The sequence below is a fragment of the Methylobacterium sp. 1030 genome, from assembly GCF_040544715.1.
Taxonomy (GTDB): domain Bacteria; phylum Pseudomonadota; class Alphaproteobacteria; order Rhizobiales; family Beijerinckiaceae; genus Methylobacterium.
Genome location: NZ_JBEPKM010000002.1, coordinates 1 through 26,457, shown reverse-complemented (window position 1 = coordinate 26,457; position 26,457 = coordinate 1). Strand labels below are relative to the sequence as shown.

Sequence of the window (26,457 nt, the reverse complement as noted above, 5' to 3'; positions counted from 1 at the left end):
GGGGCCGAGGGGATCACCGGGTGACCGGAGAACGGTCCGCCGACGGTGAGATGGCGGTCAGATGATGGCGACGTCTGGTGGATCAATAGTTCCAAATTACCAGTATAATGAAATTCAGCCACCGGGTCCCTGGAGTGGAAATCCGTTCTCCCGGCCCCAAACAACCGCTTCGGTCCGGCGATGGACTCCGAGCTTCCGGTACAGTGCGGCGCCGTGATTGCGCACCGTGTTGCGCGACAGCCCGAGCTTGCGCGCGATCGCGTCGTCGCTGAGCCCCGAGCAGATCAGGTTGAGGATCTGGCGCTCGCGCACGGTCAGGTTCGGCGCCGCCGCGTCGCCGCCCTCCCGGCCAGGCCGGCGCAGGTTCGCCAGCTTCTCGATCAGCCCGCGGCTGAACCACGACGTGTCGGCCATCACTGTCTCGATCGCGTCGAACAGCTCCCGCTCGGAGTGCTTGCGCTCGGTGATGTCCTGCAGCACCAGCAGAAGGAAATCGGCGTCGTTGATCGTGATCCGCTCGGCCGAGACCAGGCAGTCGAGGTTCGCGCCGCTCTCGTGGCGCAGGCAGACCTCAGTACCCAGTACGTAGCCCTCGCTCACCAGCCTCTTCTCGAAGGCCTCCCGCTGAGACGACGTCACCCACAGGCCGGCCTCCTCCAGCGAGCGGCCGACGACGCGGTCCTCGCCCAGGCCGAAGGCCCGGCTGAACGCCTCGTTCACGCCCGTGACCTGGCCGTCCTCGGCCCGCACCAGCACGGTCGGGATCGGCGTCAGCCTGAACGCCTTGGCGAAGCGCTCCTCGCTCTGGCGCAGGGCGGCCTCGGCCTTCCGGCGCAGCTCCAGGTCCGCGAAGGTGAACAGCATGCAGGGCTCATCGCCCATCTCGATCGGCTGCCCGGCGACGATCACGAAGCGACGCCCGCCGTCGGGCAGGTCGAGGCAGGCCTCCATCTGCGGGATCGTGCCGCCCGCATTGAGCCGCGCGACGGCGAGGTCGCGGTTGCGCGCGCCGGCCAGGACGTCGACCTCGTAGACGCTGCGGCCGATGACGGCGTCGCGGGTGTGGCCGGTCATCTCCAGGAAGCCGAGATTGACCCTGACGTGGCGCAGGTCGGACAGCCGCGTGATCACCGCCGGGGCCGGGTTGGCGTTGAAGGTGCGCTCGAACCGCTCCTCGGCCTCGAACTGGTCGGAGACGTCCTTCAGGATCAGCGCGAGGCAGCTCGGGTTGCCGTCGCGGTCGGTGGCGACCAAGCCTCTGAGGGAGTGAACGAACTCGACACCGGGCCGGTCTGTCCGCGTGACCTCGACCACCACGTCGTGGAAGGTCTCGCCAGCGATCACGCGCTCGATCGGGTAGTTCTCCGGCTCGTGATTGTTGCGGTAGCGGAGGCAGAAGCGGTCGCGATAGGCGTCGACGGTTGGGCCGAGCTCGTCGAGGCTCTCGGCACCGTGCATCGCCAGGGCGGCCGCGTTGGCGTAGGCGATGGTCTGGTCGGGCTCGACCAGGATCACGCCCTCGCTCAGGCCGGCGATGATCTGCCGGAGCTCATGCCTGTCGACACCCGCCGTCACGATCCGTCCGGTCCCCGCCGCCTCGACGCCGCGCCCCTCGCAGCGGGGCACAAACGGGTTGCGCGCAAGCAGGTTCCGCCCGATCCGCAATTTTCACTGGTATACCTGCATCATTGACGTCGTCGAGATCAACCAGAGATAAGTTCGCAGCCCTCCCGCGAGATGTCGTGCCCGTCGCGACGCTGTCTCCACCCCATCGAGCCCAGAGCTTCACCGTGAAGCCCGCTGTCGAAGAGCGCGATCCGGCCGGCGCGTCCGATCCCGTCATCTCGTATATCCAGGCGCAACTCGGTCATCGGCTGCGCCAGTACTATTCAGAAGTTGCACCGATCGAGATGAGCTCACGGCTGGCCGGCGTGCTGGGCCGCCTGTCCGCGGCCCTGGATGCCGCCGAGTCCGAACGGCAGGTTCCCGGTGCGTTCAAGGACGATCTGATCGCCCTGGTGCCGCGCCTGCGCCGCTACGCCCTGTCGCTGACGTTCGACGGTGTCGAGGCCGACGATCTCGTGCAGTTCACGCTGCTCAAGGCGTGGGAGCACCGGCAGCGCTTCCAGCCCGGCACGAGCCTGGTGGCCTGGCTGTTCACGATCTTGCGCAACGGCTTCATCAACGGACGACGCAAGCGACGCTTCGAGGTCCCCGATCCCGACGGCGCGCACGCCGTCACCCTCTTCGAACCGGCCGCCCAGGAGCACAGCATGGGCCTGAAGGAGGTCCGGGCCGCGATCGATCGGCTCGACCCGGCCTATCGCGAGGCGCTGATCCTCGTGGCCGTCGACGGTCTTGCCTACGAGGCCGCGGCCTCCGTAATCGGGTGCCCGCCGGGCACGGTGAAGAGCCGGGTCAGCCGCGCCCGCGACCGCCTGCTTCACGAGCTGGGCGAGCGCTGACACACGCGCGACTCCGGTGGCCGGCGCAGGATGCTGGGCCATCGTCGCGAGCCAGCAATCGCGGGGACGCGAACGCCGCACCCGATCGATCAGGCGGAGCGGCGGTCGGGCCGTGTCTGCGCGGGCGTCCGCTCGATGGGCAGGCGCGCGACCGAAGCCCCTCTGGCATCGCGCACCACCAGCACCCAGTCCTCCGCGTAGCCCTCGTCGGCGAGCTCCTGGACCATGTCCCGGATCACGCTCCGGGCGTCGTCGAGCGCCTGGTCGATGCTCGTGGCCTCGATGCCGATCTCGTCCTTGATGATCTCGCGACCGTGCTCGATGTCGAAGTAGAGGCGGCGCGGAACGAGCCGAAAGTCGCTGCGGTCGCCGCTCGTGAGCCTGTCGATGTCGAAGATCTTCGCCGGATCCTGCGAAGTCCGGGACCTCGCGACCTTCAGGAGCGCGAGTCCGCCACCCACCAGTACGGCGGCTGCACTGGCGACACAGGACGCGAGTATTATCGTGTAGAAGCCGAACGTTTGCCAGCCAAAGGCAAGCACAGGCAATCCGCCGCACAGGGCGGCTAAGATGACAACCAGCGGCATCCCCCCGGCCCTCGATCGCGCGTTGGCTCTCCGATGTGGGGTATACGGCAAAACTCCGGTCCGCAAGAACGTCCTGACAATCGGTGCGCGTTCGACGGGACGGGCTGAAATTAACGCTACTCGCGCGACCGACGGATCGAGTATCCCGCGTGAAGAGCGAACACAGGGCGCCGAAATCCGTCTCGCGCGGTCGCTGGTCGATGGTTCATCCAGCGATCGGAACGCGGTCGAGCGCTCGGATCGCGAGATCTGGCGCACGCGGAGAGGCACAATCTCGTGAGCCTGCACGTGTCGACTGACGGGACCTCGCGCGCCACGCACCGCGCAGTCTGATCGAAAGCCTATCGGAACTCACCGGCGCCTCTGTCCACGCCTTGCCATCACCGTGGGCGGCAAAATCATCGTATGTCGCCAGGACGGCCCTGAACTTGGCGACGAGCGGGCTGTCGACCGGGTCCGCCAGCTGGCCGAGACTCGCGACGCTGCCGCTAGGAAGGGTCGCCGCCGCATTCGCCTCGGATCGCGCGTCGCTCGAATTGCGCCACTGTCTGCCATTCTCGGCAGGACGAGGCCGCTCCGGTTCGTGCGTGGGAGGAGCCGTTCGCGCATCCAGGGCCCATGCGTGAGCTGCATTCAGCGCGAGGCACAGAGCGATGAGGTGACCGCGGCGCATAGTCCAGATCCCGTTTCCCGCGTGTTTCCCGCGCGACGCCACGCGCCGCGTGGCGGGGCCCGCCTGTGCCAGGGCGGAGCCGTCCGTGATACGATGGCATACGACTGCGCGATGAGGACAGGGATGCGCGTGCGCGGCGTCGACAACCGAGAGCTTAGGCAATGGTTCTACGACAGCCGACCAATGGTCTTCGGCTTCTGCTTGACGGCGTTCGTCGCGATCTTCTGGCAGGTCAGCCGGTTCGAGGGCTTTCAGCCGATCTTCTCCTGCGCCCGCACGACGGACGTGGACCGTCAATTGCTGCGCCTGGGAATGGATGCCTGCATGGGCAACGCGCGCACCCAGTCGGATCGCGAGGGATGCATGCGGACCGTCCATCTGCTCGCTTGCATGAAGGAGCGCTGGCGCTGATCGACCGCGGCCGCGGCGCGAGAACCCGCAGCGGGGTTGCAGCGGACGCGATCACCTACAGCAGGCCGCTCGACGCGCCCCCGTTCAGCGAGCGGCTGGCGCGCGCGACCAGCTTCGCGAAGGCCAGAGCCGCCGCCGAGGCCTGCGTCCGGGAGGGAAACGACCGGTCGGATTCGGCCACCGTCATCTCGGTCTCGTCGAGGAGCACCCAGGTCCAGAGATGCTGTCCGGTGGCTTGGATCCTGAAATGCATCGCGAACTCGCAGGCTGAGGCATCGTGCGATCATGCCCGGCGGAAAGTCGCGCCGTGTTAATGGGTTGCGCCGCGCAACATCCTATGTCGGTGGGATCGCGTTCCATCCCCGATATCCCCGCCGATCACAGGCTGCGACGCTCGGCAGCGATCGATCGGAGATTCGCACGACGCGCTGAGCCGGCAATCCGATCGGCGCGAAGGCATCTTTTGATGAGGACAGCGACGCCGGATGTTGGTCGTAAGGCACCGTTGTCGCCGACCGCATCCACGGGGCCCCGAGCGCCCCGGGCGAGCAGCCTTCGGGCATGCGTTCGGCCGGAGATGCTTCCGCCTCGCTGATGGATCAGATCGCCCCCGCTCGTACCGGCCGCACCCGCAGGAGGCCTCATCCGGCCCTTGTCGTGGCGTCTGTCGCCCTCGCCATCGGCCTCTGGTTCGTCATCTACGCGGTGGCCGGACGCGCCATCTGGTTCTGGTGAGGCGGGACACCCGGCCCCGTCCCGCCGGAGCTTCCTAGCCCTCAAGAGGTCGCGACTGGGCCGGCGCAAACCATCGCCAGTAAAGAAGCTCAGCGGCTGGACGACGCGCGTGCCTCGAGGGCGCGGAGCGCCCACGGAACGAGCCGGGCTTTCCGCGCAATCAGGTTTCTTGGAGAAAGTTCGCAGATTCTGGTGACTGCCAGCGTGCTGGCGCTCCCAAGGGGACCGCGCCGAGGCTGATGCATCAATGCTTTAGGCCGAAGTGGGACCCGATAACCGCCCACGGGATCATTGGGCTTTTTGCCCCTGAGGTCCCACCGTTTGGCGCCCTCCCCTGCCCGCGGTAGCCTCGCCTTATGAGCGAGGGCCACGATCCAATTCTCGAAGCCGTTGCGGCGCTCCGTCTGCGCGGTCACGTCGTCGAACCCTGGAGCCGGCGCTACCCGCTCTGGCTCGTCGACGGCGAGACGCTGACGGACGGCGATCTCCTCGCCCTCGCTGTGCGGGTCAGCCTCATGGACTCCACATCGACCAAGCTGCATTGACGGGCGCAGGCCCGTCCGGCCGCCAAAGCACGACGTACTGCCCTACCAAGGCCGCTGGCATCCATTCTGATCGCAGACGTAGATCCCCGTATCAGCCTGTAGGGTGCAAGGCTTTTTCAGCGGATCGCGGAGCGCAACGTCTCGGTCCTTCGTCCACTCTTTGGCGAACCGCTCGGAACAGGCGGGCGGGAACTTCCTGGGCTCAGCCCAAGCAGGTGCGGTGAGCAAGGTCGAGATCGCGAGTGTCAGCACGGCGCTGGCCGTGGACACAGCTCGGAGTGATGTAAGGGACATCGGCTCGCATAGACGGACGTAGCCGCCCGCGCTAGGCCGTCGCCATGGCGAGAGAACCCCCGACCGTTTCCGAGCTGTGCAAGGCCGCAGAGGTCACTGATCAGGAGATCGACGCCGCGGTCGACGCGGTGCTCGCCGACCTCGCCACCGAATCGTACCCGCTGGCGAAGGGCTGGACCCTCGACCTCGTCGAGACACTCCGCACGAATACCCGCGCCGCCGAGGCGCTGAGCACCGACAAGGCCGCCTGGAAGCGCAACATGGTCCAGACCGCGATCCTGCTGGCGCACCCGGTGAAGGGATGAGCGGCGACACCGATCCCGACCGCACGGCGACCGTCGATCGTCTGATGGAGCGGCTGAGCGGCTTCGCGCAGGGAATCGGGATAAGCGGCATCGAGGCGCGCCAGATAATCAAGCGCGTGATCGCGTCCGACCCGTCAGCGGGCGACGGCGACCTGATGGCCAAGGCGCGCACGTGGATGCTGATCGCTCTGGGGTAGCGGCATGAGCGAAGAGGCCGACCCAAGTCCATCAAATGTATGATGGCCTGGCCTCCCGCTCGGGCTACCCGGCGTTCATGACCGACGACACTGACCCGGTTCTCGAAGCCATCGCCGGGCTGCCGGCGTCGCGGTGACGCCGATCGGCGACGAGCTTGAATGCTGGCAGATCGGCGACTTCCTATTTTCGGACGCGGACCTGTGGCGCCTCGCCGCCAGCCGCGGACTCGTCGAGGATGGGCGACCTTGAGATCTGCCGGCGGCAGAGCTACCCCGAAACAGGCGTCAGAGCGAGCGGCTCAAAACATCTTTTGATGGCGATGCAAGCGGTGTCGGCAATTTAATCTCGCCGATCAATCGCGTGAGAAGCAGCCAATGGCTAAAGATTTCCTCGCCGGTCATCGCGTTCTCGTCGTCGAGGATGACTATTTTATCGCCAGCGACCTAAAAGGAGAACTGGTTGCTGCTGGCGCGACGGTTATTGGACCTGCTCCATCGGTAGAGGCCGCGCTTGATCTTCTCGAAGAGGACAGGCCCGACGCTGCGATCCTTGACGTGAACTTGCTCGATGAAAAGGTCTTTCCGGTGGCGGATGCTTTGACATCGGACGGTGTACCGTTCTGCTTCATGAGCGGCTACGATCGACGAGGTATGCCCGAACGATACGCTACGGCGTGCTGGCTACAGAAGCCGCTCGGGCGACCGAAGTTGATGTCGGAACTCCGGCGCCTCCTTGATAGGGCGGCGTAATCGCGAGCCGAAGACTGGCCGAGGAGGGCGACTCGCGGTAGCCCGGTGCCATGCCGAAAGCCCCATCGCCTCGAGGCGGCCGGCCGCGCCAGGATCTCCGCCCGCGCGTGCTGGCGGCGCTGAAGTCTGAGACGGCGACCGCCGGCGCGCTGCTCCGAAGACCGATCATCCTGAAGGCTCCTCAAGACACCCGCGAGCTGAAAAGTGACGATCAAGGGGCTCCCTCGATCACTTCGCCGGAGCATGGCTTGAGACGTATTGGCTCGCACAGCTCCTTGCGAGAGACGCGTTAAGTTGAGCGAGCCTACAGTCGCGACCCCGATTTTGGCCTGAAACGGGGCATCTTCAAGCCGCTCCAGCTCGATTAGCAGACTGCGATCGCAGAGCGTTTCGCGCCAGATCTTAAAACTGTCTTGTCTATGCATTCCTTCTGTTGAAAACAGGGTCTGCATCTCGGTTGTCCGGGGCGGCGCCATCAAATCAGGTGATTTGAGAAAGACTCATTACAGGCAAGCGCGTCAAGCAATATTTGGCGCCGGTCGTCAAATGCATTGAACACCGTGATCGCAGGAAGAAGGCTTTCAACGGGGCCGCCTAGGCAGCAGGATTGCAGATTTCTTTTTTATTCACCAGCTCCCGATCCGGAGCTCTCGGTCCACGGCCATGCCGGTCGCCGCGGCGGACCACCCCAACTGCCTCAAACTCATGAGTCGCGCGCCCCACGGGCGCACTGGCTGTTATCTCGGCAGATTTGCCGACATGCTTGAATTGCAGATCTTCCACGCGGCGTCTCAGGAAGTTGCTTTGGTGCACAATGGGGTGCCCAGGGAGGAAGCCGCCTGCATAGCCCCTGGGGTATCGAGTTGAATCGCCATCCAATCCGAATGAAACCCATTCTTCGCAGCCCGCTCGCGGCACATATTGTCGCACCAGACCAAAGTTTTTTCGGGCCTCAATGACCGATTTCGTGTCATAAACGGGAGCCGTTCTATATTGATTTTAATTATCTCTTAGTCCCTACATCGGTAGATGTTCACTGGTTTCGTTATGTCGCCCTGTGTCACATCATGCTTCGCAGCACCAAGGTTCTCTTTAAGTCGATCGCTCCTATCCTATTGATGGCGGCAGTGGCCGCCGCTCTGATTGTCTACGCCACTGCCAATCTTGACGCCCTCGCAAGACAGACGCGGGAGATTGTCGACCTTCAAGCAGTTCGGCTCGAGAAGATCCTAGGCGTCCGGGTCAGTGTGAACGAGGCCGCAGTCCAGGCCCGAAATATCATCATAGAGACACGCCAGGACGAAATGGCCAAATACCGGGAACGCTATAACGATGCGGTTAAGGCGACCCTCGATGATGTGAACACGCTGATCGCGCTGGCTGAGTCCCCCGATCGCAAGGCAACGAACCAGTCGCTCAAGGGCTTGCTCGAGAACTTCTTCGCCGCGTTGGACAAGTCGAATGCCCTCGGTCTCAGCAACGATAACGACGCTGCCATCCGCGTCCTATTGACCGATGGGGGCGTGGCCCGCGGCAAGGTCCGGGACTTCGTTCAAGGGCGCATCGATCGCTTGACGGCCGAGTTGCGGCAGGCGCGCGACAATGCCGAGCAGGCGGCGGCAACGACGATGGTGGTCCTGATTGCCGCTGCTGCGGTTGGTCTTCTCGGTACGGTCGCCCTGTCTGCCCTGATCGTCGTATTCGGTATCACGCGCCCGCTCGCCAGCCTCGTCGGTGTTCTGCAGCGCATGGCCCGCGGCGAGGTCGACGCCGAGATCCGGGAGGCCGCCCGCGGCGACGAGATCGGCGCCGTCGGCAAGGCGGTCGAGGGCATCAAGGCCATGGTCGCCCGCAAGGCCGCCGAGGAGGCCGAGGTCAAGCGCCGCGCCGACGCGGCCGCCGCCGCCGAGCGCCGCCGCACCATGGTCGAGCTCGCCGACGGCTTCGAGCGCGCCGTCGGCGGGATCGTCGGCATGGTCTCGTCCTCGGCCACCGAGCTCCAGGCCACCGCCCAGCAGATGACCGCCACCGCCCAGGAGACGGCGAGCCAGTCGACCACCGTCGCGGCCGCCGCAGAGGAGGCCGCCACCAACGTCAACACAGTCGCGGCCGCGGCCGAAGAGCTCGGCTCCTCCGTCCAGGAGATCGGCCGGCAGGTGACCGGCTCGGCCCATCTCGCCCAGGCCGCCGTGGGCGCGGCCGATGAGACCGCCCACCTCGTCCAGGCGCTCAGCCAGACCGCCGCGCGGATCGGCGACATGGTCGGGATGATCTCCGGCATCGCCGGCCAGACCAACTTGCTGGCGCTCAACGCCACCATCGAGGCGGCGCGCGCGGGCGCGGCGGGGCGGGGCTTCGCGGTGGTGGCCACCGAGGTGAAGGCGCTGGCCGAGCAGACCGCCAAGGCGACCGAGGAGATCGCGCGCCAGATCGGCGAGGTTCAGGGTGTGACCGCGCGGGCGGTGACGGCGATCGGCGGGATCACGGGCCGCATCCAGGAGATCGACAGCGTGGCGACCTCGATCGCGGCCGCCGTCGAGGAGCAGGGCGCGGCGACCCAGGAGATCGTGCGCAACGTCAGCCAGGCGGCGGCAGGCGCCAGCGAGGTTACGGGCAACATCGCGGGCGTAGCGCAGGCTTCGGAGGAGACGGGGGCGGCCGCCGGCCAGGTCCTGTCGGCGGCCTCGGAGCTGTCGCGGCAATTCGAGCATCTCGGCGCTGAAGTCAGCCGCTTCCTCGCCACCGTCCGCGCCGCCTGAGGTCACCATGCCCGAGATCCGCGTCCTCCCGGTCCGAACCCGCCGCCCGGACCAGTCCGACCGACTGCACGCGGAACTCGCTGCCGCGTACGCGCGTGGCACGGATCTCGGCCCCCGAGCCCCCCACATCCAGGCTGGTGGCGACACGCTGCTCGAACTGACCCGCGCCTTTCAACGCGCGATCGGAGACCTGGATCTCACGTTGATTGAGCCCGGTCTCCAGGATCCGGACATGCATGAAGCCCTGCGAGGCTTCGTCGTCAAGGCGGAGGGCCTCGCCAACACCGCACAGAGCTTCGCGAGCAGCGCACAGGGCCTCGCCAACACGGCCCATCGATTTCCGGCCGCGCTCTGACTGCGCCCACGACTTGGGACCGAGCACAGGACCGGGCAATCATCCGATGGAGGCCGGCTTGGGCAGGCTGTTGTTGATCTCTGACGACTTGGCCCGGACCGGCCGCCTTGCGCGGTCCCTCGGCCCAACCCGGCGCTGTACCGTCCAGGACCTGTACGATGACAGCCTGCCGTCGGTGCAGCCGGATCTGATCGTCGGCGACGTCGCCCAACTCACCTCCGAGGCGATTCTGCGCCTGCGGCGGATGCTGGAGCCGCTGCGGGCGGCTGGCGCCCCTTTCCTGTTCCTGACCCACGGCAACGCCGCCCGCGCCGAGGCCCAGGCTCGACTCCTCGCTCCCACCGACATCCTCCCGGCCCTGACCATGCTCGAGCGTCTGCTGACTCGGATCGACCGCCTTCTGGAGGTCGGTGGCTCCGCCGTCGCTGCCCGGATGGCGGACGAGGCCCGGCAGTTCTTCGACAGGACCTTCTTCTCCGGCCAGATGGTCACGCCCGAGCTCGCGAGCACCGGCACTGGCCTGATCGCCAGATCCGTGCAGCATTGTGGCATCCGCGACTGGATCGGGGCGGTACAGCGCTTCGACGAGGCCACGCACCGGCACTGCCTGATCGTCACTGGTCTCGCCGCCGCCTTCGCGACCAAGCTCGGCTTTGTCGAGCTGGACAGCTACCGTCTGACCAAGGCGGCGCTGCTGCACGACGTCGGCAAGACCCGGATCTCGACCGCGATCCTGAACAAGCCCGGGCGGCTCACCGACGAAGAGATGGCGGTGATGCGCACGCACGCGGCGCTCGGCTACGACATGCTGGTGGATAGCGGCTTCTCGCCGGAGATGCTGCAGGTGGTCCGCTCGCATCATGAGATGCTCGACGGTTCGGGCTACCCGGACGGGCTGCGGGCATCCGAGATCCCGGACCTCGTCCGACTGGTGACGATCTGCGACATCTACGGCGCGCTGATCGAGCGGAGGCCCTACCGGGCACCGATGCCGGGCGTGGAGGCCTTCGGGATCGTGCAGTCTATGACAGGCCAGCTCGACCCTGATCTGGTCATGGCATTCCGCCCAGTGATGACCACGTTTGATCCGGCCGGCACTGCTGCAGCCTAGGATCGGAATGAAGTGGGACAGCGACGTCCGCTTCGATGCGCTTGCTGCTCCAGAGCGGACCGCCGGCTTTCCACCCTAAGCGGTCCTCCGGCTTTCGACCCGATCCGGCCGCCGGGACCCCCGCCAGCACTTCTCCAGAGCGGTCGTTCATCGGCCCTTCGGCGGCTACGGCTCAGGGCGGAAAGCGGTCGGTCCGGCAGCGCTATTTGCAGTATTACGGCATCGAGTTAGGGTCGCCGGGCCAATGCTTCGTAGGGTCGTCGCGTTCGCCTGACGCACTTGCCAGCCATCGCCTTCGACCAAGACGGTGCGGCTTCTGAGAAAGGTAGAAAACTGCGGCTAAAACAACCAGAGCCACCGCGACGCCAATAACCACTAGCAATGCCTCATACATCGCGCCGCTCCAAGACCGTGGTCTATCTTACGATCGGCCAATTCCAGTGCCTCATCCACCCACTGAAGCTTGCTAAAGTTGGAAATTGAGCTTCATGCGTCCATGGTATTTGGCGCACCCGGCTGGAGGGTGATTGAGACGGAGCGCGCACGGATCAGACCATCCAAGCCGTAGCAGGGCTCAAGCTCGATCTCGATGTCTCTTGGTAGCGGATCGAGAGCAAGATGACCCCGCCGCTCTGGGCGGTCAGGCGCGCGGCGCAGGATCAGCCCACCGATGACGTTCTGTTGGCTGAAACCATCGAGTTGCAGGTCCATAATCCCGTCGAGGGCAAACGACACGATGGCCTGCCGTTCGAGCACAAGGAAGCCACCCTCGCCGACCTTGTCCGTCGTGATCCAACCATGAAGGCGTAGCGTGCTCTGCCCTTTGCGTCGAAGATCGAGGCTCAAAATCTCAGCGTCGTGGAAGCTCGACACGCGACCCAACCAACGCAGAAGCTCCGCGCCACCGGACACCTCATGGTAGATCGTTTCGTCCTGTTCGGCCGCCCTGCAGAACATTCAGCCATGGCCACGAAGGATCTGCAATGGTTCGGGAGCGAGCGGAGCAACCACGTCCGCTTCCTTACCTTATCGCCCGTTAGCAGACCGGCAGAAAAGCACCCAACCTAGCCGTTCAGTGGCGCCAGCCAGCGAGGCCGGAAGTGGCCGTACGCGGAATGGCTGCTTCGGAGCAGGTGTGCCGGAAAAGCGGACGGCCTCATATCGACCCGACGCAGCCGCTCAATGCGGCTAACACCATTCCCGAAAGCGGACCTCTGATCTGGTGATGTTATCCAGTTACTCCGAGGCCTGTTTATCCGGAGCTTCACGGAGTGGATGTCGGTCTATCAAGGGAAAAAAAGCCCGGCCGTTAGGCCGGGCTTAGTAGGGTCCCGTTGCTCGGGGACATCAAGACCAGGAAGCTTTGGAGAGCGAACCGGTCTCGATCTGGGATTAGAAGTCGCGCTGGACGCGGAAGCGGAAGGTGGACACGCTGTCCGCCGTCGTGGTCCGCGGCACGAAGGTGCCGTTGTTGATGCCGGCGACGTTCGCGTAGGCTGTCGGGGTCTTGTCGCGGTCGATAACGCGGCCGTTCTTGACGCCGATCTGGGTGTAGAAGCCCTCGACGCCGATATCGAGGTCCTTGACCGGCGACCAGATGATGCTGCCGCCCGCCACGAACTGGTAGGTGTCGCGCAGCGCCTCGCTCAGCTGGAAGAACCGGGTGCCCGGCACGCCGACGGCGTTCACGCCGAAGGAGTTGGCGCCGGCCGGGTTGGCGAGCGAGAACGCCGCGCCCTGCGCCAGACGGGCACCGCTGCCGTAGCTCATCTCACCGTACGACCCGAAGAAGGCCGAGCGCCACTCCGGCGACCAGTAGTGGAGGTAAGACACTGTGGCGGTGAAGCTGGTCGACTGCTCGAGTCGGCCCGAGAACGGGTTGATCGTCGCGTCGACCATGTACTGCGCGAACTTCTGCCCCTGGATGGTGGCCGGGTTCTGCGAGTAGCAGCCGCTGAAGGCGCAGTAGCCGGTGTACATCTGGGCACCGGAGCCGTAGGCGCCCTGCAGGTAGAGGGCGTCGCCCGGCGCGATGAACGGCGTGTTGATCTTCAGGCCGCCCTGCACCGCCCAGCCGTACGAGTTGCTGGTGTGCGGGATGCTGATGTTCGAGCCGGTGCCGGTGCCGGCGCCGCTCTGCACGTTGCCGACGTTCAGCTCGTGAACGGCGGCCGAGACCTGAGCCGAGCCCCAGGCCTCGTCGAGGCGCAGGGCGCCGACGACGTCGGGCATGCGCGAGCGCTGGATCGCGTCGACGAAGCTGTACCGGGTCGGCACGCCGCCGGTGTAGCCGATGAACACCTCGGCGGGCGCGGCCGTCTGAGCGAAGTTCTGGATCGTCGCGTTAACGGTGGCGCCGCCCGGGTTGTTGGTCTGCGAGAAGATCGGGCTGCGGCGGAAGACCGGATCTTCGACCGAGATCGTGGCGGACAGGCCGTTGCCGAGCGTGGCCGTGTAGGCGAGCAGGTTGGTCGAGGCGACGTCGGAGCCGAGCGTATTGCCGATGATTTCGAAGTCGTGGGCGTAGAAGTCGAAGAACGACGAGGCGCGACCGGCGGTCATGCCGGCGAACTGGATGAAGGCCTTGTCGACGTTCACGAACTGCTGGGCGCGACCGAACTGGTCGATGCCGAGGCCCGGGAAGGCCTGGCCGATGCGCTGCTGGGTGCCGGAGGTGCCGACGCCGGAGTAGCCCGTGCGGGATCCGGCATCGAGGCGCACGAAGGCGCGCAGGGTGCCGTAGGCGGTCTGGGTGCGGGCATCGAGGTTGATGCGCATCCGGCCCTGGTAGCCCGACGTGTCACCGTTGGTGCCCTGCCGCGAGTAGCTGGTCATGTAGCCGCCCTCGAACCGGGCGCGGCCGGAGAGACGCAGGCAGGTGTCGGTGCCGGGGATGTAGAAGAAGCCGGCGCCGTACGCGCCGCAGACGCGGACGTACTCGATCGGGACCGCCTTCTTGACCGGGAGGTCGGCGGCGTGGGCTGCGCCTACGGCCGCGAACGCGGCAGCAGACCCGAGCAGCGAGTGCTTCAAAAACCTCATCGATATCCCCAAAACTTCGAGACCCATCTCGTGGCGACGTCCGTTTCCCGGATCACGCCTGTTCATTTGTTGGTTGGGCCCGCGTCTTGGTGGCTGGCTCCAGCAAGCTCTCACGTTGAGGAGGCCCGCTGCTTTCAGATCATGCCGGAAAGGTTCCGGACAGCAATGCCATTTAATCCCGAAATATATCCCTCTCAGGGCGCGCGGTATTTTCGCAACACTAGGTTTGCCGGCTCTACCGGAGGTGTGATCGTGAGTTCGATCGGACGCGGGGAGCGACGCTCATGAAAAACCATTACAAATGAGATACTTGCCAATTTTGCATCGCAACATGACAACCCATGTTAGAACGGTATGGCAAGGCCGCGAATGTTTCTGAAGAGAAATATAGAACGTTCGAAGGCAGATGATGAGTGCGATGTACTGCGTCTCTCACTTAGACCGGACCCGGCCGAAGTCGCCTCTCCTTGGCGCTCATCCGCCATGTGAGTCGCGACAGGATCGGATGCGAGACGTAGATAAATCGCGCCTCGACCATTCAAGAATGGCAGTGAGTTTCTAAGGTGATCGTGGTAGACGCTAGAAATCTCGAAGAAGCTTCTGGAGCTTGCGTTGGGTGTCCTGAAGGCTTGCTAGGCGCCAAAAAGCCGAGCGGATCTTGGTCGCTGGCCGGAGCGCGCTCATGCCCGATCAGAATAGGTCGGACACCGCAGCGAAGGCTGTCTGTTTACGTGCATTCGCTGCCCGGAAGCGGACGGGCAGGAAACCACCCTGATCAGCCATCTCGCTTCGGCCCCTTCGCAAACTCCACGACTGGGCACGAAGCTTTGCAAAGCACCCGCTATCCGGCTGCGCCTTTTGGACCGGGATCGCGCTGATACCGAGCCTGCACCAAGCTACTGGCGATCCGAGATCGCTTCTCGGAGTAGCCAGAGGCCACCATCGGGTAGTCGTGAGGAAGGCCCCATTTCGCCCGGTAAGTCTCCGGCGTCAGGCAACGGGTCGTTAGGTGCCGCTTGAGCGTCTTGTAGCGCTTGCCATCCTCGAAACTGATCAGCGCATCGTGAGTGATCGAGCTTCGAATCTCCGCCTGCGTAGCTTTTCCAGCGCCTTCAGCGGGTGGCGCCTCGGAGACCTCAAGGCTGATAAGAGCATCAGCGGCGATCGCGATCAGCGCAGTCAGATCCGATGTCGGGACGTTGTTGTGCCTGACGTACGCACTCACGAGAGCGGCGGTCATACGTGTGTAGTCGACCGACGAGCCTACGCCGGCGATCCTGATTTGATTCATGGTGCCCCCAGCAGTGGTAGAACCTCTGCGGGATAGCACAAGTCGATCGCTCACAATCTTAATCGCCGAAGATTGTATCTAATTGTTGCATTAGTGGCACATATGTATATTTAAGACTGATTGTTCTGGATGAATCTCTATCAGAAGCAGATGATGAGTCACGACCATCTCTTTGTGTAAATCTAGACAATTGCCGCGTCTCGCTCGCAGCCTGAGTTTAACTTGGCTCTCAGATGACCGGGGCAGCGATGGCTGCTTCTCCGGTTTTTCGCGCGAGAACGGATCTGCTTGAAACCGCCCGTCCGAAAGCGATCGATTGCGCTCGATGGAGTACCCGAGAGCCGTCACGAAAGCGGTGTACTCGCCAACCTTTGCGGCAGCTCCCGCTTCCGCACGATCCGCGCTCGATCTCGAAGGGTGATCTCGTTCGTTGGCCACTCCAGGCAGGCGGCCTCGAACGCGGCGATCGCCACGGTCAGCGGGTAGATCATGGCGAGGTGCAGCTCGAGCTTGCCGCCGATCCGGTCCCAGACCTCGATCGTGTAGGGGACGCCAGGCGGCAACGGCGGTATTTGCTTGGCGGCCGGCGGCGTGCTTCGAGGTGTTCGCGCCGACGATCTTCGCGACCGGTCGACGAATGTGAATGGCCGCCGATTTCGGCTGTCAGGCCATCGGTTTGCGGGGGAATCGCGGTTGGATCAGAGCAGGCCGCTCAACCTGGGTGCAGCCGACATCTTGCCTGCAGCATCGCAGGTCACTTGGCGCTCTCGCTCAGTGAGAGCGTGCGAGCGAGTGCCAGTAGCTTCTGCCGGTTCGCGGGTACGTTGAGCCCATGCCAAAGCCGCAGCAGCTCACAAGCATCACGAGCTTCAATCTCCAGAGGCTCGTTGCTCAGAAGCGCAGCAGGCTGAACGTCAAGTGCAGCTGCGATGCGACTGAGAAGCTCGCTGCTTTGGGCGGGGCCCATGGGTCCTTGATCTGCCTCGCTCATGACCACCAACGTCAGATCCTACGACACGAAGGCGTCGACCAACCCAGCGGTCGAAGGGATGCCCTGCCTGCTCTCATAGGCTCTACCTAGGTGCGATGAACTGCCACACATTAATCACTTAGAAATTGAATCTTAGGGAGCCAGTTCCGTCTGCGCACTGGGGGCGAGCGATGACGGCAGGGGACGATTTCGAGGCGATGGCACAGGCCTGCATCGCCAATTACGAAAAGATCCTCCGCTACGGCCCGCCGGAAATGCAGACTGCGTCGCGCATGCTGCTCTACGCCCTAGTCGAGGAGATCCACCGACGCGAGCAGGCCATGGCTGCCGTGAACGACGATGAGAACTAGCGCCCTTTGGCCGCGATCTCCCAGGTTTGACTCGGGGTGCCACTTAAGGGTTTCGAAACCGATCAAACATGAGGCGGCGAACCAAAATCAGTCTGATCGGTTGGCCCAGCCTTCAGATCGAGCGGGATGCGCAGTGGCTTCGTCGAGATCGCAGCTGGAGACCGTTGGCGATCTTCTTCACGCTGGAATGATCACGCGGTCTCAACTCAATGTCGCGATCGAGGCATTTATCGCCAATCCGAAGATCGGCGCCTTCGAACTTGCCCCCGGCTGCATCGTCGACCTCACGGCGGCCGTGAAGGCGGATCGGCATGCGACAGCGACCTTCAAAGAGCCGACGGCCAAGGCCGGCAGCCGGCGGGCAGCAATCAGATCCGCGCTCCAAGTCGCTCGCCCGATCTAGGGCTGACGGCACTAGGGCGTCTCTGCAAACTCATGTGAGCCAGAGCATGGTCATGCCAAGGGTGACCATGGCGAGGTAGTTGGCAGCCCGCTTCTCGTAGCGGGTGGCGATGCGGCGATACTGTTTGAGGCGGTTGATCAGCCGCTCGACCTTGTTGCGCTCGCGGTACGCGGCCTTGTCAAAGTCGGGCTGACGCGGCTGGTCCTTGCGGGTCGGGATGACCGGCTCGATCCGACGCTGCCTGAGTCGACAACGCGCCGGCGGACTGGAGTAACCCCGGTCCCCTGCCGTCCTACGGGGCCGCAGGCGCGGGCAGCCTCGCCCCGAGCGCGGCACCGCGGCCTTGTCCATCAAGGCGTCCAGTGCGAACTGCTCGTGCCTTTCGCCGGCCGTCAGCACCGCCGCGATCGGCTTGCCGCCGCCCTCGGCGCGCAGATGCAGCTTGGTGGAGAACCCGCCCTGGCTGCGCCCGAGCGCTTCGCCCACGCCCTCGACGGTCGCCTCACCCCCCGATGGCGCCGGACCGGCGTGCCCCGGCGGCGTGCTGGTGGGCGCGCACCACCGTGGCGTCCACGAAGTGCAGATCCCAGTCCAGGGCGCCGCGGGCGTCCGCCTGCGCCTGCGGGCGCTGCAGCACCCGGTCGAACACGCCGGCCTTGCGCCAGCGGTAGAACCGGCTCGACACGGTTCCGACCGCCCCGTAGCGGGCTGGCAGGTCCTCCCAGGGAGCACCGGTACGCAGGATCCAGAGCATGCCGTCGAGCACTTGGCGGTGATCCTCGGCGGGCCGGCCCGTGCGCGGCTTCTGCGGAGGCAGCAGCGGGGCAATCTGCTCCCACTGCGCGTCAGTCAGTTCAAAGCATCGCATCAGGCCTACATGGGGCCGATCCCGCGGCCTGTGAACCCTTTGCAGAGACGCCCTAGCCCCGTCTCAATCGGCCTGAGCAGCATCAATCAGCACGGCGAGGCGTGCTCGGACAGGCGCTCGATCTGGTCGCGCCAGGAGGCGACGGTGGGCGGAAGGTCGGCGGCAGTGAGGCTGGCTGACATGTCCGCGGCGGTACGGACGTAAGGTTAACAAAAAGCGGCTAGGCAGCTTGTGCGATTTGAATATCCCGGTCATCCTGAGATGCAAGATCCGACTTATGAGTTGAATAAAGTATGCAGTTCGCGGACACAGATTTCAATCTAAAATCACTTTTTTCGACGATCTCTACGATATCGTTTGGTTTGGTAGATAGCAAACCAAAGCATCGCCGCAGCAATAACTCCCCATGCCCCAACTCCGATCGCCAACGCAATTAGGGAGGCGGTCATGTTGTGGGGTTTCTCTCTCGGCTTCTGGCAGACCGCTGTCTTCTGGCTTTGGTTCGTAACGGCAAGCGCGGGAGCTCTCGCGGTCGCGGCGTCGTTCGGATCGTCTGTGATCTCCTACTACATCAGTGACGCGACCGAAACAGCTGCCAAAATCGAAATCAGCAAAGCTAAATCAGACGCGGGCGCTGCCAATAGAGCTGCCGGCGAAGCAAATGAGAGAGCAGGAAAAGCGAACGAAAGAGCAGCGGAAGCATTGGCCAGAGCGGAACACGAAGCGCTGGAGCGTGCCAGATTAGAAGCTCAGTTTGCCTGGAGACGAATTGGTCAGGCGGCCGGAAAAAAGGCAATTGACGCATTGTCGAAAAATCCAAGAAGTATAAATATAGTCGTCATCAACGGGTATCCAGAGGTTTCATTTTACGCGCACCAATTATCGGCATATTCGAAGCCGCAAGGTGGGAGGTTAAGACGAGCTTCCATATCATTGGTGGCTTTATTCCGTTTCAGGCGGCGATACGGCCAAGCAGAAACCCGCGTGAATACGAAGCCTTGAATGCGCTGCACGATGCTGGCGTCTTGTTCTTATTGCAGGATTTCCCTCTCGGCGCCGCATACACCGGTAACATGAAAAGCGATGCGGACGTCGACTTTTTCGTGGGCTCTAAAATTTCGATGGGACCACAGCCACGGTAATCTCTGGCAACGAAGCAAATACTTTAGTCCGAAAGAATCCGCTGATCAATTTGTATAGAATTTCGTCAGTGCTACCTTCCTCGAAATCGGCATCATACGGCGTGGCTCAAAAGGCTAATCCCGCCCCGACCTGCTCACGGGGCGGGAAAGCGTCCGATCTCACCAGCGTGTGAGCCGAGCGCCCTACGGATCCGTAATGTCGATGCTGGCCCGCGCCTGCATCACCAAGCGGCCATCTTCATCGCAGGCACGCGCGCTGCACTCCGTTGCCCCGTCGTTCGCGCTTTCATCGTGGAGAATGGCCGTCAGCGTCCTCCGAAGAATGGTGCGCAGTTCCTCCCGGCCGGATAGCTCCACGCCCTCCTCGTCCTCGACTTCGTGGCCATTGGCTGTGCTGATGAAGTAGCGCGACACTCACGCCTCCGGATCAAGGAGCCCCCCCTCTGGCTCAAACCCGAGGTGCCGCAGACGGTTCGCTGATTGCTGCCGGGACGCAACTTGGCCAAGCGATCAGAGAGGGCACCGATCACCGGTTCAATCGAACGGGTCCTGTTCGCTAGGAGAGATTGAGAGTTCTCCCAGCCAGAGGCCAGCGAACGATACGGTGGCTGTGTAGGCAGTTGCGTTGGCGGCATTGCGAACGACAACCGTAAAGGCTTGAGTTTCGCCATTCTCGGGAATGATTTCTTTGGCAATGAGCGACAAAGCTCGCACGGCCTCATTCCGTATCATTTCACGATCACTGCATTCAAAGCCTATAGGGTCGCGCAGGAACGCCTGCCCATCGTGAAAATCAAAAAAGAGGCGTGACATGCCAGTCCCCGCTGATGGGCGGGAGCGCACGTCACTCTCGGCCGCCAGCGCCCGAGGCAATCTGCCAGCGATGGTCTACCGTCGCACAATGGCGCCTCGTTCACACTCGCCTGGGTCAGCGCGAGCCGATGAAAGCCCCGTCCGGCTGTGCCGGCCGGGCTGAAGGTGTGGAGTCTCGCTGGCGGGATAGCAGCGTAGCGGGCGCCGCGACATCAGCCGTTCGGGGGGTGCGAGGCACAAAAAAACCCGTGCCGGAGGACCGGGCGGGCTCGGATCAACGGGAGATGCTGCCAGGCAGGACTATGCGGCCAAGCGCATCGCAGGCGCATCGGGACGGCAGGTAGCTGCTTCGGCCGCACGAGCCATAGCCGCGCGCGCGTCCCATCCGCCGAGACCTGCGGCTCTCCCCTCAAGGATCGTCGTCTCGAGGCTTGAAGGCGCCGCCGTCACGGGGCGGGGCAAGGTGGGTTGCCGGCTGGGCACCATGGCTCTCGCTGTTGCAGCGCAGCAGTGCACTCGAATGGTTACCGGCATGTCTCCGCGGGGCGTGCGCGCGAGTATGTGATGCGGCGACCGACGGATGGAAAGGCCCCGCGCGGCCGTGCCGACGGGGCCGATAGGCTCAGCGCCATCGCCTTTAGGATGTTGCCAGCACCATAATATCCACCTAGGGCTGCACCAAGATCGTGCGAGCGCGGTCCTGGCTGGGTATACAGATGGGCGTCTTCAGACGGACAAAAATTGCTCTTATTCGGTCCTTAATGGACCGCCAGTTTTACCAAGACCGGTATCCAGATGTTGTTGCTAGTGGCGCAGATCTGGCAGAACATTTCGCTGATTACGGTTTGGGCGAACCCATTCGTTCCTTGAGCAAGCGCTTCGAAGCCGCGTTGTTGATTGCCTCACCCGCGGTCCTGGTCGCGCTCGCCTATCGCGGCAAGCGCCGAACGGACATTGAGGATATCTACGCCGAGCAGATGCGTCGATCGTGCGGGCGCGGTAGCGCTGTGCGCGGCTTTCTCTGCTACGCAACTACCCAAGCCTTGATCGGAATCCACGGCGTGCGCGGACGCGCCGGACGCGACGCCGCTGCGCAGGAGCGACGGGCGTCGGTCCTGCGATTGCAGGAAAGCCTCGCGGAATTCTCGCGCCGGTCCCCCCGCGACCACGATCGCGCGAAGGCCGCGTTCGAAGGCCTGACGGTGGTGCCGGTCCTATTGCGGGCGTTCGGCGCGTCGAAGTCGCCGCAGGATCGCGATCGGTACATTGAGACCGTTGTGGACCGCGCCCGCACCGCCTACCGCGCGGACAGGCGACTGCTCTACTGGCTCTACGAACGCGCCCTCGCCAGACTGACGCACGGACCCGCCGCCGGCGGCGGTGTCAGGCCTGGCGCCTTCGTCGCTCGCCAAGTCCATCCGTCGACCCTGTCGGCAGCCGACTGTTCCGCAAATCCTGCGTTCCGATTCGCGGAGGGGACGCCGATCGGCCAGCCGCATCTGTTCGGTCAGCCGCACGAGCCGAACATCACGCACCTCCCCGATCGACCGATCCGCTTCCCGAGCTTGATCGACGCGACGCTCTTTGCCCGGTCCAACACTGTCCTCCTGTCGAGCGGCGGCGCCCTCAATGAGACCGGCGGCAGTCCTCAGCAGGAGCGCAAGGTGCTCCACGCCTCGGATCGGATCGTCATCGGAAAGTCTGGCACGAGCTTCGCCCTCGATATCAGCGGATACGATATCATCGAGCTCGACCGCGCCGTCATGCTGTGCGGCGTCGCGAGCAACGCGTATGGGCACTGGCTGTCCGACTACATCTCGCGGCTCGAATTTCTGGAACAGCACGCGAGCTTCTCAGCCTCGACGATCGTCGTCGACGATGACATGCCGCAGTCGCATTACGATCTGCTCGGCCTGATCACGACGAACGACGTCTACAGGCTTCCGCGCTCCGGTGCGGTACGCGCCCGCAGGCTATTGTATTCCTGCCCCCTGACCTTCTTTCCCGTCCACCTGATGCCGCACCGGATGCAGATCAATGCGCTGAACGCGGTCAATCCTCAGTCCTACCGGTTCATCAAGGCGCGCGTGGAGCGTGGACTCCCGAAGCCGTCTGGACCGCACCGCAAGATATTCCTCTCGCGCAGGACCAGCACGTGGCGTCGTCTCGTGAACGATACGGATGTCGCGGGGCTGCTTTCGAAAAAGGGCTACGAGACGATCATCATCGAGAACTACGACTTTGCGGAGCAAGTCCGGATATTCCAGGAAGCCAGCCACATCGTCGCGGCCAATGGATCGGCGCTTCAGAACGTCATCTTCTGCGATCCGTCGGTGAGACTACTCATCCTCGCGCACCCCGAGCTCAACAATTGGGGCGCTTTCAACGCGCAAGTGGGAGCTCTTGGCTTCCAAATGGAGTTTCTTTGCGGACACCCTGCAAATGTCGGCGGTGTGCATGCGGATTATGAGATCCCGCTGCCCATCTTGGCTGATGCGGTCGATAAGCTTCGACATCCGTGAAGCCCAGATCCGAAAAGAAAAACCGCCGCGGCCGGAGCCGGGCGGTTCAAGGTGGTTCGTGCTGAGGACCAGAAGGCCAGACTACGCGCAGGCGGCCCAGCGGTTCCGATCAGATTCGCGCCGCCGCTCGTGCCCCCCTCGGGCGGATCAGCCGTTCGTTGGCCTGTGTCCGAGGTGCCGCTGCTCCTGCCAAATCGCCCCTTGAGCGATGAGCGCCCGGCAAAAAACAACCTGTGATAATTTACGCCGCTGCAACGTATGATAGGCGGCGCGCCCTGAGGTTTGCATCTTTAAGGGCGACTGGATGAGTGCGGGCGCAGATCAAGTCGGCTCATCCTCGGGTTGGGTGTCGATCGAGACAGCCCCCGATGCCGACTCCAGCGCTCGGGTGTGGGTACTCGGCGGGCGCTACAGGGAGCCGACGTTGATGTGGGCGAATGGCGCCTACTGGCGCTTCGAGGCTCAGGCCCTCCCGGGATGCAGCAGAACCCCCACGCTCTGGCATGCGAATGCGGGCGGCTGGACGCCGCCCGAGATGCCGCCGCAGGAGATGATCGCTGCTCATGCCGTAGCGGTGCCGGCGGACGAACCGGATCCGATCTCGAAAGCTAGGGCCATCTGGGAAGAGACCGATCCGAACCTGGGCACGCCGATGGAGTACGTCGGCTATCTTCGCAATCGCGGAGGCGGCGAAAACAAAGCCAAGGCGGATCGTATCGAGAAGGCGATGCGTGATTTAGCTTCGGAACGCGCGACAAGAAGTGCTGCTTAATATGTACGGCCTCGCATTTCCATTTAGCAAGGTTATTAGCCTCGGCGCTCATTGCGCCGTGCGATACCAAATAGATCGAGTGTTCGGCAAAGCTGGCTCAGGTCCGTTTGAATGGACAGTCTCTCCATTTCAGTCCGTCATTGACGCAATAGAGAGCCGGTTTGAGGAGATCGGGCGCAATATCGTTGCCATATCCGATGGCCATTCGACCGTCGATGGCAGATATCGAATTTGCTATCATCACGAGTTTCAGCGCGATGCGAATGATAAGGCCGTTGTAGACGTCCCTTCGCTTGTCAATTTGCGTTCGAAGATGCAACACAAGTCCCGGTCGTTCGAGAGAAATGTCTCCGCGGGAACAGTTCTTTTTGTCCGCTATGGCAGCGAAAAGACCGATGCTATTGCCAACATCGGCTTAGAAGATGAACCGATGAGATACTCTCGCCTCAACGAATTAGCGGGCGTAATCGGCAAAACATATCCGGAAACTCGATTTAAGATCGCTTACGTCCATCACGCCAACGTCTGGGGTGATATGATCCGCGACGAAAACCTCGATGAGCGGGTCGATGTTTTTACATTTGATTGGATCGGAGGCACGGAGTGGACCGGCAATCAAGATAGATGGGATCGGATATTCGGCCACTACACCAGCGTCGAGGTTGGCGCGCCTTCCGCCATTCATGAGGAAGGTCGGCAGATCAGCGGCGGCGATGACCGATCCATCGTGATTAGATTGGACCGCGCATCTCATCCGCACGCTGCGGCATCTGCCCCAGTAAAGCCCGCGCACCCGCGCCAAATCATCCCAGTATATACTGAGCGGATGCAAACTGCTCTGAATGAAGCGTCGTTCCTTAAAGACAAAATCGACGCCATGCTGGTCGATCAGCAAAATCAACTAGCCGAAATAATACTTGGATCGGTAGACGAAAGCCGCCGTGTCATCGGGATGGTCAGCTACGAATTGCATCGGCTTCAATCGGAGGGCCGGAAGTCTCATGGCGGGTGATACGCCGCGGGATGCGTTCGTAACTGGAGAGACGGTTGTGAGGAAGGCAGCCGTTGACGCGCGCCTCGACGAGGCGGTCCGAGCTGGCGCGCCTATTCGAGAGGTCTACGACCTGATCCAGGAATCGGCCTGTCTGTTCGAGGCGCTGGAGTTGCGCCGGGACGGCTTGTGCCGCGACGCAGACCCGAAGCCCGGCGAGGCTTGAGCCATCCCAAAACGACAAAGCTCGCCGCGGCGGTGAGCCGGGCGGGCTGGACGTTCTCCTGTCTGGTTTCGGTCAGCGCCTTCCTCGAGTCTGCCGGCCGTGGTCGTCCTCCCACCGGTCCATGACCTCGGTGAACCGGGTCAGCGCGGCCGTCATCTGGCTGGTGTGTTGTGCCTCCTCGGAAGCCGTGTCCGCGGCGATGGCAGCGGTCAGACCGTTGATGGCCTTGGCGAGGTCCGCAAGAGCGATGCTGTCGAACACGGCCCCGCCGGAGACAGCGCTGATGTCGCGCGCGACCTCGGGCTTCATCGCTTCGGCCGCCCTCACCTCTTTCCTGTAGCCCCACCACTCCTTCATGAAGCCGGTCAGCGGGACCAGCACCACCGCGAACGCGCCCAACAGGGCGATGACGATTCCCGGCCACCCGTCAAGCTGCTGTGCTGTTGCCGGCACTGGCCCTTCTCCGTTTCCTGAAGCCGAAGGTGTCTTCCGCAGCCATGTCGCCGGCCGCCCGGCCGGACGAGTGCAGCTCGGCAATCGCGAAGACGGAGTAGATGCCGGCGCTCAGCGAGAGCGGCGGGAAAGCCATGGCGAACCCGAGGGCCATGGCGAGCCAGAACAGGAAGCCGCCCAGGCAGCCGAGCGTCCGGATGAACGACGTCTCCCGGCCGCGCCGCCCGTTGATGTAGAGGGCGGTGATCCGGGCGGTGCCGACCGCCAGGGCGATCACACCGGCCGTCGACTCGCTGACGTAGGAGGTGATGATCCGGTACTGCGGACCGACGAAGGTCGGCCACAGCATCAAGCACGTCAGGCCGACCACCCACATGATCACCGAGAACCAGATCTCGGCCCATCGGGTCTGCCCGTAGCGGACGGCGCGCCGGATCCTAGCGTCGATCGCGGGGTCAGGGTCGTACTGTCTCATGGTGAGGATGCGGCACACGACTGGCGCGGACACGAGACGCGCCGCTGTGGGGATCTGGTAGACCATGGGGCTCTCCTCGGGCGTGAGGGCTTCGGTAGAGCCCGGCGAGTGAATGCGGGGATCAGCGGCGCGTGGCCGCCGGCAGGAGCGCGGTGATCTGCGTGTCCTTGACCTGCGAGGAGCGGGACGAGCCGAGCCAGAAGGCGATGGCAGTGCCGAGCGCGAGGTTCGCGGCGCCGTAGGCCTGGCTCAGGAGCTGGTAGACACGCTCGGGGATCTCGGCCTGGACGAAGTAGAGCGCGATCGTCAGCGTGATCCAGGACGCGATGATGAGAAGGGTCAGGATCGCGGGCATGTTCTGCACCCACGAGTGACTCTGCACGAGCGCGATCTGCATGGCCCGGGCGTTGGCGATGTCGGCGAGCTCGGCCTCCCGGCCCTTGGTCTCCGCCTCGATCTGCGCCAGCTTCACGGCCGCCGCGTTCGGATCTGCCGCGATCGCCTGAGACACCGCCTGCGGGGTCGGCTCGACGCCCAGCGCCGCCGCCACACCCTTGCCGACGAGGCCGCCGATGGTGCTGCCCAGCGGGCCACCGAACAGGCCGCCCAGCGCGGGGAGCCCGATCTGCGCGATCTGACCCGCGATGCTCTGCCATTCCATGATCAGGCTGCCTTCTTCGAGAACAGGGACTTGAGCGACGCCCAGAGGCCGCCCGTCTGGACGGTCGGACCGGCCGGCGCGGCGGGGACGGTCGATGGGAGCACGGGCGAGCCGCTGTTGCGCGGCGCGGCCGCCACGAGGGGCGGCGTGGGGACGACAGCCGGAACCATCGCAATGACCTGCCCCCACGAGGTGGTCCGAGTTCAAAATTAGTGCAGGGTCGGCCTCTGCTCTACGGGTAGCTTGGCCGCCGGAGCCGGTCGGGCGAGC

General features: G+C 63.9%; 30 protein-coding genes. 16 read left to right on the top strand and 14 right to left on the bottom strand.

Annotated elements, in window-relative coordinates:
• Positions 1-114 precede the first annotated feature (114 nt).
• A complete protein-coding gene (locus tag ABIC30_RS02340; RefSeq protein WP_026605448.1) occupies positions 115-1,575 on the bottom strand; it encodes a helix-turn-helix transcriptional regulator in 1,461 nt (486 codons plus the stop codon).
• A gap of 113 nt (positions 1,576-1,688) precedes the next feature.
• On the opposite strand from ABIC30_RS02340, the gene ABIC30_RS02335 reads away from it, so the two are divergent.
• Positions 1,689-2,465, top strand: a complete 777-nt coding sequence (locus tag ABIC30_RS02335) for a sigma-70 family RNA polymerase sigma factor (RefSeq protein WP_244603161.1) — start codon at positions 1,689-1,691, stop codon at positions 2,463-2,465.
• 89 nt (positions 2,466-2,554) lie between these two features.
• On the opposite strand, the gene ABIC30_RS02330 is transcribed toward ABIC30_RS02335, so the two are convergent.
• Positions 2,555-3,052 carry a DUF6894 family protein gene (locus tag ABIC30_RS02330; RefSeq protein ID WP_020096367.1) on the bottom strand — a complete coding sequence of 166 codons (498 nt, stop codon included), beginning with the start codon at positions 3,050-3,052 and terminating at the stop codon, positions 2,555-2,557.
• 796 nt (positions 3,053-3,848) lie between these two features.
• On the opposite strand from ABIC30_RS02330, the gene ABIC30_RS02325 reads away from it, so the two are divergent.
• Positions 3,849-4,136, top strand: coding sequence for a hypothetical protein (locus tag ABIC30_RS02325; RefSeq protein WP_026605446.1), 288 nt, complete (start codon positions 3,849-3,851; stop codon positions 4,134-4,136).
• A 55-nt stretch (positions 4,137-4,191) separates the two neighbouring features.
• On the opposite strand, the gene ABIC30_RS02320 is transcribed toward ABIC30_RS02325, so the two are convergent.
• Entirely contained in the window at positions 4,192-4,389 is a 198-nt protein-coding gene (locus tag ABIC30_RS02320; protein ID WP_020096365.1) for a hypothetical protein, read from the bottom strand.
• Between the two features lie 838 nt (positions 4,390-5,227).
• Here ABIC30_RS02320 and ABIC30_RS02315 point away from each other — a divergent pair.
• The 7 genes from ABIC30_RS02315 (at position 5,228) to ABIC30_RS02285 (ending at position 11,187) form a co-directional block, all read left to right on the top strand.
• Positions 5,228-5,416 carry a hypothetical protein gene (locus tag ABIC30_RS02315; protein WP_042674851.1) on the top strand — a complete coding sequence of 63 codons (189 nt, stop codon included), beginning with the start codon at positions 5,228-5,230 and terminating at the stop codon, positions 5,414-5,416.
• A 338-nt stretch (positions 5,417-5,754) separates the two neighbouring features.
• On the top strand, positions 5,755-6,015 hold the full coding sequence (locus ABIC30_RS02310) for a hypothetical protein (protein WP_042674849.1): 261 nt from the start codon (positions 5,755-5,757) through the stop codon (positions 6,013-6,015).
• Positions 6,012-6,212, top strand: coding sequence for a hypothetical protein (locus tag ABIC30_RS02305; protein WP_042674848.1), 201 nt, complete (start codon positions 6,012-6,014; stop codon positions 6,210-6,212). The genes ABIC30_RS02310 and ABIC30_RS02305 overlap by 4 nt, the downstream gene beginning before the upstream one ends.
• Before the next feature lie 375 nt (positions 6,213-6,587).
• Entirely contained in the window at positions 6,588-6,962 is a 375-nt protein-coding gene (locus ABIC30_RS02300) for a response regulator (RefSeq protein WP_083916298.1), read from the top strand.
• Between the two features lie 1,067 nt (positions 6,963-8,029).
• Positions 8,030-9,721, top strand: coding sequence for a methyl-accepting chemotaxis protein (locus ABIC30_RS02295; RefSeq protein WP_354453822.1), 1,692 nt, complete (start codon positions 8,030-8,032; stop codon positions 9,719-9,721).
• A 7-nt stretch (positions 9,722-9,728) separates the two neighbouring features.
• A complete protein-coding gene (locus ABIC30_RS02290) occupies positions 9,729-10,076 on the top strand; it encodes a hypothetical protein (RefSeq protein ID WP_103984739.1) in 348 nt (115 codons plus the stop codon).
• Between the two features lie 58 nt (positions 10,077-10,134).
• Positions 10,135-11,187: an HD-GYP domain-containing protein gene (locus ABIC30_RS02285; protein ID WP_244603163.1), complete on the top strand. Its 1,053-nt coding sequence runs from the start codon at positions 10,135-10,137 to the stop codon at positions 11,185-11,187.
• 486 nt (positions 11,188-11,673) lie between these two features.
• Here the strand turns inward: ABIC30_RS02285 and ABIC30_RS02280 are convergent, their stop codons facing one another.
• The 4 genes from ABIC30_RS02280 to ABIC30_RS02265 form a co-directional block, all read right to left on the bottom strand.
• Complete coding sequence (locus ABIC30_RS02280; RefSeq protein ID WP_354453819.1) at positions 11,674-12,060, bottom strand: hypothetical protein; 387 nt, start codon at positions 12,058-12,060, stop codon at positions 11,674-11,676.
• Positions 12,061-12,579: 519 nt separating this feature from the next.
• Complete coding sequence (locus tag ABIC30_RS02275; protein WP_354453817.1) at positions 12,580-14,229, bottom strand: porin; 1,650 nt, start codon at positions 14,227-14,229, stop codon at positions 12,580-12,582.
• 841 nt (positions 14,230-15,070) lie between these two features.
• Positions 15,071-15,520, bottom strand: a complete 450-nt coding sequence (locus ABIC30_RS02270; protein WP_354453815.1) for a Ros/MucR family transcriptional regulator — start codon at positions 15,518-15,520, stop codon at positions 15,071-15,073.
• A 344-nt stretch (positions 15,521-15,864) separates the two neighbouring features.
• Positions 15,865-16,083 carry a hypothetical protein gene (locus ABIC30_RS02265; RefSeq protein WP_210186940.1) on the bottom strand — a complete coding sequence of 73 codons (219 nt, stop codon included), beginning with the start codon at positions 16,081-16,083 and terminating at the stop codon, positions 15,865-15,867.
• A 598-nt stretch (positions 16,084-16,681) separates the two neighbouring features.
• Here ABIC30_RS02265 and ABIC30_RS02260 point away from each other — a divergent pair.
• Both ABIC30_RS02260 and ABIC30_RS02255 read left to right on the top strand, forming a co-directional pair.
• Positions 16,682-16,861, top strand: a complete 180-nt coding sequence (locus tag ABIC30_RS02260) for a hypothetical protein (RefSeq protein WP_100253805.1) — start codon at positions 16,682-16,684, stop codon at positions 16,859-16,861.
• Positions 16,862-16,994: 133 nt separating this feature from the next.
• Positions 16,995-17,264, top strand: coding sequence for a hypothetical protein (locus ABIC30_RS02255; protein ID WP_354453812.1), 270 nt, complete (start codon positions 16,995-16,997; stop codon positions 17,262-17,264).
• A gap of 30 nt (positions 17,265-17,294) precedes the next feature.
• Here the strand turns inward: ABIC30_RS02255 and ABIC30_RS02250 are convergent.
• A protein-coding gene (locus ABIC30_RS02250; RefSeq protein ID WP_354453810.1) for an IS5 family transposase occupies positions 17,295-18,132 on the bottom strand; the annotation gives its coding sequence in 2 pieces (ribosomal slippage) (positions 17,295-17,774 and positions 17,776-18,132; 837 coding nt in all).
• 555 nt (positions 18,133-18,687) lie between these two features.
• Between ABIC30_RS02250 and ABIC30_RS02245 the strand changes: the two genes are divergently transcribed.
• Positions 18,688-19,134: a hypothetical protein gene (locus ABIC30_RS02245; RefSeq protein ID WP_354453808.1), complete on the top strand. Its 447-nt coding sequence runs from the start codon at positions 18,688-18,690 to the stop codon at positions 19,132-19,134.
• Between the two features lie 323 nt (positions 19,135-19,457).
• Here the strand turns inward: ABIC30_RS02245 and ABIC30_RS02240 are convergent, their stop codons facing one another.
• Positions 19,458-19,688 carry a DUF6894 family protein gene (locus tag ABIC30_RS02240; RefSeq protein ID WP_100253803.1) on the bottom strand — a complete coding sequence of 77 codons (231 nt, stop codon included), beginning with the start codon at positions 19,686-19,688 and terminating at the stop codon, positions 19,458-19,460.
• Between the two features lie 120 nt (positions 19,689-19,808).
• Entirely contained in the window at positions 19,809-20,087 is a 279-nt protein-coding gene (locus ABIC30_RS02235; RefSeq protein WP_354453806.1) for a DUF6894 family protein, read from the bottom strand.
• An 866-nt stretch (positions 20,088-20,953) separates the two neighbouring features.
• Here ABIC30_RS02235 and ABIC30_RS02230 point away from each other — a divergent pair.
• The 4 genes from ABIC30_RS02230 to ABIC30_RS02215 all read left to right on the top strand — a co-directional run bounded on the left by ABIC30_RS02230 (position 20,954) and on the right by ABIC30_RS02215 (position 24,598).
• Positions 20,954-22,609: a glycosyltransferase family 61 protein gene (locus tag ABIC30_RS02230; RefSeq protein ID WP_354453804.1), complete on the top strand. Its 1,656-nt coding sequence runs from the start codon at positions 20,954-20,956 to the stop codon at positions 22,607-22,609.
• Between the two features lie 304 nt (positions 22,610-22,913).
• A complete protein-coding gene (locus tag ABIC30_RS02225) occupies positions 22,914-23,381 on the top strand; it encodes a hypothetical protein (RefSeq protein WP_354453802.1) in 468 nt (155 codons plus the stop codon).
• A 1-nt stretch (position 23,382) separates the two neighbouring features.
• Complete coding sequence (locus ABIC30_RS02220) at positions 23,383-24,393, top strand: DUF1796 family putative cysteine peptidase (RefSeq protein ID WP_354453800.1); 1,011 nt, start codon at positions 23,383-23,385, stop codon at positions 24,391-24,393.
• 37 nt (positions 24,394-24,430) lie between these two features.
• Positions 24,431-24,598, top strand: coding sequence for a hypothetical protein (locus ABIC30_RS02215; RefSeq protein ID WP_354453798.1), 168 nt, complete (start codon positions 24,431-24,433; stop codon positions 24,596-24,598).
• A 72-nt stretch (positions 24,599-24,670) separates the two neighbouring features.
• On the opposite strand, the gene ABIC30_RS02210 is transcribed toward ABIC30_RS02215, so the two are convergent.
• From ABIC30_RS02210 to ABIC30_RS02195, 4 genes are read right to left on the bottom strand one after another with little or no spacing between them, the layout of a single operon-like run.
• On the bottom strand, positions 24,671-25,051 hold the full coding sequence (locus ABIC30_RS02210) for a hypothetical protein (RefSeq protein ID WP_354453796.1): 381 nt from the start codon (positions 25,049-25,051) through the stop codon (positions 24,671-24,673).
• Complete coding sequence (locus ABIC30_RS02205) at positions 25,026-25,592, bottom strand: hypothetical protein (protein ID WP_354453794.1); 567 nt, start codon at positions 25,590-25,592, stop codon at positions 25,026-25,028. The genes ABIC30_RS02210 and ABIC30_RS02205 overlap by 26 nt, the downstream gene beginning before the upstream one ends.
• 55 nt (positions 25,593-25,647) lie before the next feature.
• Positions 25,648-26,187, bottom strand: coding sequence for a hypothetical protein (locus ABIC30_RS02200; protein WP_354453792.1), 540 nt, complete (start codon positions 26,185-26,187; stop codon positions 25,648-25,650).
• A gap of 2 nt (positions 26,188-26,189) precedes the next feature.
• The gene (locus tag ABIC30_RS02195; RefSeq protein ID WP_354453790.1) at positions 26,190-26,357 is read right to left on the bottom strand and encodes a hypothetical protein; all 168 of its coding nucleotides are present in this window, start codon (positions 26,355-26,357) and stop codon (positions 26,190-26,192) included.
• Between the last annotated feature and the right edge of the window lie 100 nt (positions 26,358-26,457).

Coding starts and splice junctions, on each gene's coding strand:
- ABIC30_RS02300 (WP_083916298.1), top strand. CDS start 6,588: ATGGCTAAAGATTTCCTCGCCGGTCATCGCGTTCTCGTCGTCGAGGAT.
- ABIC30_RS02310 (WP_042674849.1), top strand. CDS start 5,755: ATGGCGAGAGAACCCCCGACCGTTTCCGAGCTGTGCAAGGCCGCAGAG.
- ABIC30_RS02290 (WP_103984739.1), top strand. CDS start 9,729: ATGCCCGAGATCCGCGTCCTCCCGGTCCGAACCCGCCGCCCGGACCAG.
- ABIC30_RS02275 (WP_354453817.1), bottom strand. CDS start 14,229: ATGAGGTTTTTGAAGCACTCGCTGCTCGGGTCTGCTGCCGCGTTCGCG.
- ABIC30_RS02260 (WP_100253805.1), top strand. CDS start 16,682: ATGACGGCAGGGGACGATTTCGAGGCGATGGCACAGGCCTGCATCGCC.
- ABIC30_RS02235 (WP_354453806.1), bottom strand. CDS start 20,087: ATGTCACGCCTCTTTTTTGATTTTCACGATGGGCAGGCGTTCCTGCGC.
- ABIC30_RS02320 (WP_020096365.1), bottom strand. CDS start 4,389: ATGCATTTCAGGATCCAAGCCACCGGACAGCATCTCTGGACCTGGGTG.
- ABIC30_RS02220 (WP_354453800.1), top strand. CDS start 23,383: ATGTACGGCCTCGCATTTCCATTTAGCAAGGTTATTAGCCTCGGCGCT.
- ABIC30_RS02225 (WP_354453802.1), top strand. CDS start 22,914: ATGAGTGCGGGCGCAGATCAAGTCGGCTCATCCTCGGGTTGGGTGTCG.
- ABIC30_RS02270 (WP_354453815.1), bottom strand. CDS start 15,520: ATGAATCAAATCAGGATCGCCGGCGTAGGCTCGTCGGTCGACTACACA.
- ABIC30_RS02205 (WP_354453794.1), bottom strand. CDS start 25,592: ATGGTCTACCAGATCCCCACAGCGGCGCGTCTCGTGTCCGCGCCAGTC.
- ABIC30_RS02330 (WP_020096367.1), bottom strand. CDS start 3,052: ATGCCGCTGGTTGTCATCTTAGCCGCCCTGTGCGGCGGATTGCCTGTG.
- ABIC30_RS02305 (WP_042674848.1), top strand. CDS start 6,012: ATGAGCGGCGACACCGATCCCGACCGCACGGCGACCGTCGATCGTCTG.
- ABIC30_RS02200 (WP_354453792.1), bottom strand. CDS start 26,187: ATGGAATGGCAGAGCATCGCGGGTCAGATCGCGCAGATCGGGCTCCCC.
- ABIC30_RS02315 (WP_042674851.1), top strand. CDS start 5,228: ATGAGCGAGGGCCACGATCCAATTCTCGAAGCCGTTGCGGCGCTCCGT.
- ABIC30_RS02325 (WP_026605446.1), top strand. CDS start 3,849: ATGCGCGTGCGCGGCGTCGACAACCGAGAGCTTAGGCAATGGTTCTAC.
- ABIC30_RS02195 (WP_354453790.1), bottom strand. CDS start 26,357: ATGGTTCCGGCTGTCGTCCCCACGCCGCCCCTCGTGGCGGCCGCGCCG.
- ABIC30_RS02295 (WP_354453822.1), top strand. CDS start 8,030: ATGCTTCGCAGCACCAAGGTTCTCTTTAAGTCGATCGCTCCTATCCTA.